This is a genomic window from Desulfosporosinus metallidurans (genome assembly GCF_001936615.1).
Lineage (GTDB): Bacteria > Bacillota > Desulfitobacteriia > Desulfitobacteriales > Desulfitobacteriaceae > Desulfosporosinus > Desulfosporosinus metallidurans.
On sequence record NZ_MLBF01000033.1, the window covers coordinates 44581 to 54393 of the forward strand.

General features: G+C 39.7%; 10 protein-coding genes. 5 read left to right on the forward strand and 5 right to left on the reverse strand.

The features are described from left to right. Positions 1–18: 18 nt before the first annotated feature. Entirely contained in the window at positions 19–231 is a 213-nt protein-coding gene (locus DSOL_RS17160; protein ID WP_075366042.1) for a hypothetical protein, read from the reverse strand. A gap of 119 nt (positions 232–350) precedes the next feature. Between DSOL_RS17160 and DSOL_RS17165 the strand changes: the two genes are divergently transcribed. Continuing rightward, entirely contained in the window at positions 351–1991 is a 1641-nt protein-coding gene (locus DSOL_RS17165; protein ID WP_075366043.1) for a B12-binding domain-containing radical SAM protein, read from the forward strand. 347 nt (positions 1992–2338) lie between these two features. Here the strand turns inward: DSOL_RS17165 and DSOL_RS17170 are convergent, their stop codons facing one another. After that, positions 2339–3634 carry an IS110 family RNA-guided transposase gene (locus DSOL_RS17170; protein WP_075366044.1) on the reverse strand — a complete coding sequence of 432 codons (1296 nt, stop codon included), beginning with the start codon at positions 3632–3634 and terminating at the stop codon, positions 2339–2341. Positions 3635–3989: 355 nt separating this feature from the next. Here DSOL_RS17170 and DSOL_RS17175 point away from each other — a divergent pair, with 355 nt between their 5' ends. The 4 genes from DSOL_RS17175 to DSOL_RS17190 all read left to right on the forward strand — a co-directional run bounded on the left by DSOL_RS17175 (position 3990) and on the right by DSOL_RS17190 (position 7295). Continuing rightward, entirely contained in the window at positions 3990–5633 is a 1644-nt protein-coding gene (locus DSOL_RS17175) for a B12-binding domain-containing radical SAM protein (RefSeq protein ID WP_075366045.1), read from the forward strand. 14 nt (positions 5634–5647) lie between these two features. Next, the gene (locus DSOL_RS17180; protein ID WP_139314508.1) at positions 5648–6373 is read left to right on the forward strand and encodes an AzlC family ABC transporter permease; all 726 of its coding nucleotides are present in this window, start codon (positions 5648–5650) and stop codon (positions 6371–6373) included. Positions 6374–6408: 35 nt separating this feature from the next. Next, complete coding sequence (locus tag DSOL_RS30095; protein WP_427854423.1) at positions 6409–6669, forward strand: AzlD domain-containing protein; 261 nt, start codon at positions 6409–6411, stop codon at positions 6667–6669. Positions 6670–6800: 131 nt separating this feature from the next. Next, positions 6801–7295, forward strand: a complete 495-nt coding sequence (locus DSOL_RS17190; RefSeq protein ID WP_235838863.1) for a DinB family protein — start codon at positions 6801–6803, stop codon at positions 7293–7295. 504 nt (positions 7296–7799) lie between these two features. Here DSOL_RS17190 and DSOL_RS17195 read toward each other — a convergent pair. From DSOL_RS17195 to DSOL_RS17205, 3 genes are all read right to left on the reverse strand, one after another. Further along, a complete protein-coding gene (locus DSOL_RS17195; RefSeq protein ID WP_075366047.1) occupies positions 7800–8168 on the reverse strand; it encodes a hypothetical protein in 369 nt (122 codons plus the stop codon). 363 nt (positions 8169–8531) lie between these two features. Next, positions 8532–8756: a hypothetical protein gene (locus DSOL_RS17200; protein ID WP_139314510.1), complete on the reverse strand. Its 225-nt coding sequence runs from the start codon at positions 8754–8756 to the stop codon at positions 8532–8534. Positions 8757–9066: 310 nt separating this feature from the next. Beyond that, the gene (locus DSOL_RS17205) at positions 9067–9489 is read right to left on the reverse strand and encodes a helix-turn-helix domain-containing protein (protein ID WP_075366049.1); all 423 of its coding nucleotides are present in this window, start codon (positions 9487–9489) and stop codon (positions 9067–9069) included. Positions 9490–9813 lie beyond the last annotated feature (324 nt).

The window sequence follows — 9813 nt, forward strand, 5'->3', positions numbered from 1 at the left end:
GTCTTCTTTCGATTCACTCTAAAAGGGCATACCAAAAAGCCATGATGCATCAACACCTTGGAAGATCATCTGGTTAAAACCGCTGAGAATGCTATAAAGGGGAACACGGCACAGTTTATTCACCAATACGGTGATAAACCGATTTTCGGCATAGTTAGCAAAAAGAGCAGAAACGATCGAACATGGAGGGTAGATCCTGTGGAGAATAGGAATTTCTAATTGGATGTTCATGAAAATGAAATCCCCTTACCGAAAAGTAGGAGGAATTGAATATTGATGCTCAAGCAAAGCCTTGTCCCATCTAACTTGGCAAATGCCGAGAGTCTATTAATTATTCGAGGAGGATGAAAATGTCCAGTTATAAAGTAATCTTGGTAAATCCAAATGATAAGACAGTACCTAACCATTCCTATGGAATTGCTGAACACTTAGGACTCGCCTATCTTGCGGCATATCTTCGTAAAAACTTTATAGAAGTAAAAATTGTTGACGGTGATGTTGAAAATATTGATAAGGATCAGATTTTGAAAGAGATTTTTGACTATGAGCCGGACATGGTATGTCTCACTGGGTTGATTCGAACTATTGGAGATGCCTTGGAGATTGCTGATGAGATACGCAGTAAGCGGCAGAATATATTTATATGTATCGGTGGACAGCATGCTTCTTATGCAGCGGAAGAGATTCTTTTCCATCATCCTAGTGTCGATTGCGTTGTACGAGGTGAAGGTGAAATAACTTTAATGGAGATTATCGAAAGAATTAACGAAGGCCAGGGTTTAGATGGTGTTCTGGGAGTATATTATCGGGATAATGAGCAAGTAATTAAGAATCAGGATCGGCCTGCAATTGAAGATCTTGACATTTTGCCTTTCCCTGCTCGGGATTCCCTCAAAAAGTGCATTAAGAATGGGAATCAGTTGCCAGTTATTAGTATTTTAACCAGCCGGGGCTGTCCTGGTGGATGCAGTTTCTGTAACTCTTCGGATTTCTTTACCATGGGCGGTGGGGTCCGATGGCGTTATCGTTCGCCTAAGAATGTTGTAGATGAAATTCAATATTTAGCTGAGAATTTCAGGTCAGAAAATACTTATTGGGTACTTCATATTTACGACGATAACTTTATTGGATCTGGTCGTAAGGGAAGGGAAAGAGCAAAAGAGATTGCCCGAGAAATGCTTAATAGGGGCTTGAAAATACCATTTGATATCTTTTGCAGGGTTGACAGTTTTGATGGGGATGAAGAGTTACTTAGACTTTTAAAAGAAGCTGGTCTGGTATCGGCTTTTCTAGGATTGGAGTCAGGTTTGTCAGATACCCTGAAATTATTCAATAAGGGAACTACTCCTGCGCAGAATATTGCTGCAGTTCAGTTAATGGAACGCTATAATATAGCAACTCCTGCTAGTGGTTTTATTATGTTTCACCCTTATGTGACCTTTGAAGAACTAAGAAAAAACGCTGAATTTTTGCTTTCTGTTGGTCAGGCAACCTTCTGGAATCTTAGCGTCAATCTCATACTCTTTAAAGGCACAAAGCTGGTAGAAAAAGTACGAAAGGATAACTTTTTGGGAAATATGATTTATAATTGGGCGGCCTACGAATATCAGTATTTGGATCCTACCGTGAGCGAACTGGCCAAGGCAATGGATTTTACTAACCATCCGATAATGATAAGGCTAGATTCTTCTGTTAGATATGTGGAAAACATGTTGTGTCGCCTGACTGAGCAGATTAAAGAGCTAGGTGATGATTCCCTCAATAAAAAAGTGATGTCTGAACACAGGCTAAAAGTTAGGAATCAATTGTGTTCAATCCAGGAAAAATCGGTGGGATTCTTCCTTAATGCGATTAATTTGTCAGAAGATAATCGTATGTCTAGTTATAACCAATTGAAGGAAAAGTTTTTGACTGATACTGATGTGGAGATTAATAGGCTTAATGATATTTTTGAAGATTATATTCAAATTATAGAGAAAGAGATAGCTTAAGACCAGCTAATAAAAGTCAAGAGTCAGTTTGAATATTTCTTAAGATCTTCATTTCAGAAAAATCGGTACAACAAAGTAAGCCATTGAAAAATCCGAACAATGACCTAAAGATTAATTTTTGGAAGCCCACTAAGAGAAACGGGACGCTCGGCGCTTGCCAGGCAAACTCTCTTTTAATCTGGGGTAACTCTCTGGGGGAAAAGAGACTTTGCAGTCTTCAAGCGTTTGGGTGTAGTGCACGTGTCAATGGGATGATGGCGAGCATATCCTCGGTCTAACGCCCTCCGGTATCCCTCGCATCACCCTTGTCACGATCCGAATGGCTCTGTTGTATCCAAACTATTCCTTTAAGCAGCTGCTGGTTGAGGCTTTGTTGTCCTCCAAGTTTGATGATCTTCAGGTCTTTTAATTTCAAAGGGCTTTTGGTCACGAAGAACGGCAAAGATGTAGTGAAGAAGTTTGTGCATGACGGCCACGAGAGCCACCTTTTTCTTCTTGCTGACACATTTTGACGTGTAGAACTCTCTTAGAACAGGGTTGATCTCCTTGCCATTCCGCGTTTTTCTAATGGAGGCCATAGCGACTGTAAATAGGATTCTTCTCCCAATTCGTGTGCCTCGTTTAGAAATTTTGTTTCTGTCTCCATTGAATTTACCCGATTGATTGACCGAGGGATCAAGACCAAAGAATGCCGTGAGAGCTTTGGGTGAGTTGAAAAGATTAAAATCACCAATCTCAGCAATAAGCGTAGCGGCAGTCAAAAATCCAACGCCTGGAATTTCATCAAGAAGCTCAACGTTTCTCTTTGCTTCAGCAGGGAATTCATCGGAACCAATCATCTTGTGGATTTGTGCCCCGATGCCATTTAAGCTTGCCTGCATGTGTTCTATCCCATCGATATGAAACTTGATCTTAGTATCAAGCAATGAGAATTCGCTGGGCATAGAAGAAGCAAGCAGAGCACAGTCACGTAGCAAAGCCACCTTATTAGAGGCCCACTCTAAGCCCTTACGGCTGGCTTTAGAGATTAATAGAGTGAGGACGTCTGTGTCGGCTTCACGAAGAGCACTAGGTGAAGGATAGCTCCTAAGAACTGCTAGGGCCGTCTTTCCAAAGGGTCCAGAGAACACGTCAAGGAATCCAGGAAAGAGTAAGTAAAGATCCGTACAAAGCCTGTTCTTCATCTCAGTGAGCATATCTGAAACGGCGTAATACTCACGAGTCATCATGCGAAGAGCAAGGATTTGTGGCTCAGGCATCATGGAAACCTTAATATCTTGGTATTTAGCAAGCCGAGCGATGGCTTCCGAATCTTTATTATCATTTTTCACTTTTCTTAAGTCGAAGTTCTTGGTAGAATGGACACACAAGGGGTTAAGCACAAAACCCTTGAGGTCATTCGATTTCAAGAAGAAGAGTGGTAAATGAAAGATACCCGTAGATTCTACGAAGTAGATGGGCTTTCGATTTAACCGCTCTTCTTCTTTTTTAAGAATATCGAGCAGTTTGTGAAAGCCGGCAGGATTGTGATCAATCCTAAACGGTTTACGAATAAGTTCACCGGTGGGTGCCAGCATAGCAACAATCGAGAATTCGGAGGAAACATCGATTCCAACCACGAAATCGTTAAGAAACTGAGACAAGGGAACACAACCTTTCAAACAGAATGAATCAGAGCATCCACTTAAGAAGAATGTCAAACAACCTTGCATTTGAAACGGGTAACACTAGAATAGTGACCCAACCAGCTAAACATTGAATCATTCTTGTGGAGTGACACGCTATTTTACGGATAAGCCTCAAAAAGAGGGATCCAGGAGGAACGCACATCTATCTCTCTGCCAAAAGTGATTATAGCACGATATTTACTGATTGAGGTCCAACGTGTCAACTAATTCATCTGAACAATAAGGAGTAAGTTATCAAGGAACGTTCGGGTTGGTTTTGAACCATCAACCCTATATCTATCTTACAAGGAGGAAAGGAGAAAAGGGTAAAATGAAAGAAAATTTTCGAGTAGTATTGATTAATCCCTCTAATGGCACTATTCCGGCGGATTTATATGCTCCAACGGAACATTTGGGGTTAGCCTATTTAGCAGCTGTTTTAAGGTGCAACGGGTTTCCCGTTAAGATAATTGATGCCTATGCCCTTAACCTTAGTTACGAAGAAGTTTTAAAAGAAACCTTGGATTTCAGACCGTCCTTTATTGGATTAACTGCCGAATACAACACTATTGAACAAGCCATGAAACTAGCTACGGAATTTAAGGAAAAATTACCAGAAGTATATATTACTTTTGGAGGAGAACATACTACTTTTTCTACGATAGAGATATTCAACGAATGTATTGCCGTTGACTTGGTTATCCGTGGAGAAGGCGAAATTACTATTGTTGAAGTAATGAACCGCTTAGTCGAAAATAAGGACTTAACTAACGTTGATGGAGTATATTTTAGGGGTAATCAGGGAGAAATCGTAACTAACAAAGAACGGGCTGCTATAGCAGACTTGGATACATTGCCATTTCCCGTTAGGGATACTTTGGATGCCTGCATAGAAAGGGGAATTACACCCGCTATCAGCATACTGGCTAGCAGGGGATGTCATGCAAACTGTAGCTTTTGTAATGCATCTAAATTTTTCAATCTTGGCGGTGGAAGCCATTGGCGGTCACGTGACCCCAAAAAAGTAGTTGATGAATTAGAGTTTTTACTAGAACGGTATAAAGATTATCCAATATATGAGGTCGTATATTTTAATGACGAAAACTTTGTGGGGCCGGACCCTGATGGCATTAGACGTGTCCACGAAATTGCTAGGGAAATAAAGAAAAGAAATTTAAAATTATCCTTTGAAATTTTTTGCCGGGCTGATAGTTTTGATGGTTATGAAGAAGTGGTTAAAGATCTAAGTGAGGCGGGATTAATTTCTGCCTTAGTTGGATTGGAATCTGGTTACCAAAAACAGCTAAACAGCTTTGGAAAAGGAACAACAGTTGATCAGAACTTAAATACCATCGAAATTTTTAAAAACCATAATATAATTACCTCATCAAGTGGGTTCTTAATGTTTAACCCTTATAGTAATTTCAAGGAAATAGAGGAAAATGCAAAATTCCTTCTTTCAATAGGGATGTCAACTCTTTACAATATGAGTTTAAAGGTCTTAGGTTACCCTGGAATTGGTATGAATAACAAGTTAAAGAGAGACGAACTACTTGAGGAAGATTTCGGTCATAGAAATGTTAGTGGATACAGGTTTATAGATAAACGGATTGGGATTTTGGCAGAAAAATTAAATTTTAATGAAGCAATTAAAAGAAAAGAAGACGCAGCTCACCGATATTTGGATTTTATGATGGCAAACTTAGATAAGAAACTCGCTCGTATACATATGATGGAAACGCAAAATGAGCAGGTCTTTTTTCTAAAAAAGATTGTCATTAACCAACGTTTTAACGCAAATCTCGTCACATATAACTTTTTTCTAAGATCTGTAATTCTTGCAGAAACGGGATGGAACCAAAAAGCATTCGAAGAATATAAAGAAAGTTATATTTCGGAGATCAGTGCAGCTTTACAGGTTATGAATGACTCTTTTGTGGCCTATATAAGCTTTTTGGAAGAAGTAATAGCATAATTGGGGAGAATAATGTGAATTATAATGAATTCTTAATGGGTATTAAAAAAACTACACCACTTATGGTAGGGGTAATCCCCTTTGGTCTGGCCTATGGAATAATGGGCGCTCAAGCTGGTTTAAAATTTTCAGAAATAACTTTAATGTCTATATTTGTTTTTGCTGGTTCGGCGCAGTTTATGGCAGTTGGTATGATTAAAGAAGGGATAAGCTTTGCTTTCATTGTTTTTTCCACTTTGCTTATCAATTTGAGGCACTTGTTGATGGGTTTATCTCTGGCACCATATTTGAACACACAGAAAAGAAGGTGGCTTTACCTTCTTGCTTTTGGAATGGTAGACGAGTCATATGCCAGTACCATAAATCACTATCAGGAATCCGGTTCTGAGCAAGGAAACCCTTATTTTATGGTTGGCGCAGCACTGGGTATGTACATTTTCTGGATAGGAAGCTCAGTTGTTGGTGGTCTTTTGGGGCATTCTATCAAAGATCCTTTATCTTGGGGATTAGACTTTGCCATGCCCGCTACTTTTTTAAGTATTCTGGTTCTGCAAATTAAATCTGCCAGAATGTTAATCGTGTTCTTGGTATCGGGAATTACTGCCATAGCTGCGTATATATATATTCCAGGGAAATGGTATATTATTATCGCTACTGTGGCGGCTACCGCCACGGGTGCCTTTATGGAATTAACGGAAGAAAGTAGGGTTGCAAATTGCGAAAAGAATACTTCTTCTTGATCATCATGATGGCCTGTGTAACTTATTTGACAAGGATGGTCTTTCTAGTATCTTCCAAAAAGTTGAAGATGCCTCAAATAGTCAACAGTTCGTTGAAATACATTCCCGTTGCAATTCTTTCGACATTGGTGTTTCCAGGAATTTTTTCTCCTAATGGGAAGCTTTATGTTTCATATGGTAATCCCTATATAATTGCTGCTATCATAACAGTAATCGCTGTATTATTAAGTAAAAAGTCTATAGTTGGAATAATTTTAGGTAGCGCATCGCTTATTGCTTTAAGGCATATTCTTTAAAAATGTCGTTTTGATGAACGTGGTTATTACAGGTCGGCAATACACATTACGTTATCTAAAATGCACTTTGTCCGATCATACATGGCAGGTGGGGTAATTTTTCTAATATTGTGCCTGAGGAGGAATTTATAATGAACAAGAACCTGATAAGTGAACTTTATGAGTATAATAATTGGGCTAACGAAAAGTTACTAAATGAACTGGGACGATTAGAACCAGAGGATATTACTAGAGATTTATCAAGTAGCTTTAGATCAATACAAGATACAATGGTACATATTCTTGCCGTAGAGGAGTTGTGGGTATCACGCTGGATGGGAGAGCAAACCCGTAGTCTACTGATTCCTGATGATTTTCCAACATATTCTTCTTTGGCAGAGCGATGGAATATCTTTAGGACTCAGATTAATGATTTTTTATTGTTGCTAACAGAAGGGGATTTGGTTGCAGAACTCAGTTATAAGAACATTAAAGGAATAACGTATTCTTTAGAATTATGGAAGCAGATCTTACACGTGACTAATCATTCGTCATACCATCGGGGCCAAGTGGTGACTATGATTAGACAGTTAAAGAAGCAACCGCCATCATTGGATCTGATTTATTATTATCTTGGAGAAAGGTAGATAAGTTGGTGCAATTTCCCGCAAACCCAGCACTTTAGCCTCTGACACAGTCAAACCATTGATTTCACTGGTATTATTGGTGATTGCAAAAGTGTATCAAATTCGGAGTTTTTTGTCCTACCCATCCTACCGCTGAAAATAAACCAGTCCAAATACCCGGCGGCTTTGAATGGTGTGTTGGGGGATTCGGTGTCTACTAGAATTTCCCCCATCCCACTGGCTCACTAAACTGATTAACCCATCCGTTAATGTCGCTTCCGTGCGTGACAATAATAAGGCCGCCAGTTTGAAGTCAGGTGGCCTTGTCGAATCTGTAGATTTGTCCCACCCGTTCTGACGCTACCAATAAACCCGTCTAAAGGCACACCCGGCGGCTTTGAATCGATGTTGCTGGATTGGGTGTCTGGGCAAGGCTGGAATACACAGCTCTTGGGTATCAGCCGTTTGTCGATCGGGTTCTTAAGAAATTTCTTAGACCACACCGCACAGAGAAAAAGGGAGGCTTTAATAAGAGCCGCCCGCTTCTCTGATGATTCCAGTAGCATTTTCATATACAGATTCATCAACGACTGCTACTAAAAGAATATTTTGACCGGTTATTACATCTTGCCCACCGTCACTCATCCCGCTTGCGCTGACATCCGCCGATGACAAAACTCCTGTATTTTTGTCGCTCGAAGCACCTAAGGTCATTGTTGCCTGACTTGATGGATTACCCGTTAAGGGATTCATTAATTTATCGCTGCTTCCAAGTGGGTATTTATTTACACGATCTATTTGTATATCAATTACACCTAAGTCTTTAATCTTTTTTTCGACTTCTTTTGCCTCATCTTCAGTCTTGAAATAGGCAAATATGTTCTTTTCACCCATAAGTACAATCTCCCTTTTAATCAGCTAGTTTAATATTACCTACATTGGGGGTTTTCATTCAATGGGTGTCGCTACTCTAAGAAATGTCTAAAAACTTCCTATTTATAATAGTATGAAGGACACTAGGCGACAAAAAGGTTCATAATTAAGTTCCTGAAACTGTTTGCCGAATTGTCTAGTTGCTTATCACCATGCCGAATATGTAGATTTGTCCGAACGTCTCACGGCTACTAAATAAATCCGTCTAAGGGCACACCCGGCGGCTACATGAATGGGGTGTTGGTGGATTGGGTATGTAAGCTAAATACCGCAAACAGGCTCAGCAGTATAAAATCTGCTGGGCCTACTTTTTTATCTTCACCGTCAATTTATATCTTCCTTTTGCGGTAATACACGGGCAATAAAATCTCGATATACTCTAGCAAATTCAGCATAAAGCACTTGTCGCTGTTTGTTGGTTATCTTTCCGGTTTTCACAAGCCTTTGTAATTCAGCGAGCGCTAATTGGGCAGATGGTTGTTCCTGTAATTCTTCTACAGTAAGTAATGGTATGCGGCCATACCTGTGGAATAAGTCAACTTCACCCATTAGGCCGAGTTCAAATATCTTAGCGAGTTCATGTAGTAGTAGATCACTCGGCGATTTGTTACCCTTTTCTACTTCATACAAATATTGGAATGATACTGAGAGTTGGACGCTACATTTTTTTGAGTTAAACTTCGTTCAGTTCTAAGTGACGTGAGGTAATCGCCAGCACGGATTTGTTTTAACTTGGATAACTCATCAACGGTAAGATTGCCAAAATCAGACGTATAATTCCTTTCTTACAAAGAAGTAATGGGATGAAAGAATAGCCCCCACGATCATCCCTGATGTGAATCCCTGGTCGATGGTAATGTCACTTAAAGTTCTCCTCTTGGTTTTTCTTCTGGATAAAACTCCGGTATAGCTCATACATATTGTCGTAGAGTTCATCCTTTTCTGCCTCAGTTAACTGAGAATTATGGCTCATTTCCGATAAAAGACGCTGCAACGACTTCCGGGCAAGTATTTCATCCTTTGTCAAAATCGGTATCTTTCCCCACCTTCTAAAAAGACCGTCTTCATCAACTTCGTAAACTCTGGCAAGGGTAGAAATTAAGTGATCGGAGGGCATCCTGCCTCTCTCGATTTCAGATAAATGTGCAGGGGTAACACCAATTTGTTTGCAAACCGCTGCAAGGGAACGGTCCCCGCGAAGTTGTTTAAGATACTGTCCAGCGTCAAATTGCTTTATGAATTGTTCCCGTTCGGGATTTCTATTATCAGCTGGATTATCCATAATTACTCCTAATTATCAATATCTTTTTCATAGGTCATAAGGAAATATGAGCAAATAGTAACTACGATATAGTAATGAGCATTAACAATTTAATGTGTTACAGGCTTTTGCAATTTCACAAACAGCGGTGATGTACCTGAAAATAGTACATCACCGCTGTTTATTTAATGGTGGTACAAATTTTCGAAAGAATCTGGAGTGACCCAGTTTGCCATAACTAACCCAATAACGAGTACGAGAAAGGCGATGATGTAGAGAAGTGTAGCAATATGTTTCAGTCTCTTATAGTAAATTTTTTTGTCTGGAAAAAATCTTCGGATGTAG

What these genes read in the sequence shown, in the direction of transcription:
- DSOL_RS17165 (WP_075366043.1), top strand. Translation starts at nt 351, where the DNA reads ATGTCCAGTTATAAAGTAATCTTGGTAAATCCAAATGATAAGACAGTA.
- DSOL_RS17190 (WP_235838863.1), top strand. Translation starts at nt 6,801, where the DNA reads ATGAACAAGAACCTGATAAGTGAACTTTATGAGTATAATAATTGGGCT.
- DSOL_RS30095 (WP_427854423.1), top strand. Translation starts at nt 6,409, where the DNA reads ATGGTCTTTCTAGTATCTTCCAAAAAGTTGAAGATGCCTCAAATAGTC.
- DSOL_RS17195 (WP_075366047.1), bottom strand. Translation starts at nt 8,168, where the DNA reads ATGGGTGAAAAGAACATATTTGCCTATTTCAAGACTGAAGATGAGGCA.
- DSOL_RS17200 (WP_139314510.1), bottom strand. Translation starts at nt 8,756, where the DNA reads ATGGGTGAAGTTGACTTATTCCACAGGTATGGCCGCATACCATTACTT.
- DSOL_RS17160 (WP_075366042.1), bottom strand. Translation starts at nt 231, where the DNA reads ATGAACATCCAATTAGAAATTCCTATTCTCCACAGGATCTACCCTCCA.
- DSOL_RS17175 (WP_075366045.1), top strand. Translation starts at nt 3,990, where the DNA reads ATGAAAGAAAATTTTCGAGTAGTATTGATTAATCCCTCTAATGGCACT.
- DSOL_RS17205 (WP_075366049.1), bottom strand. Translation starts at nt 9,489, where the DNA reads ATGGATAATCCAGCTGATAATAGAAATCCCGAACGGGAACAATTCATA.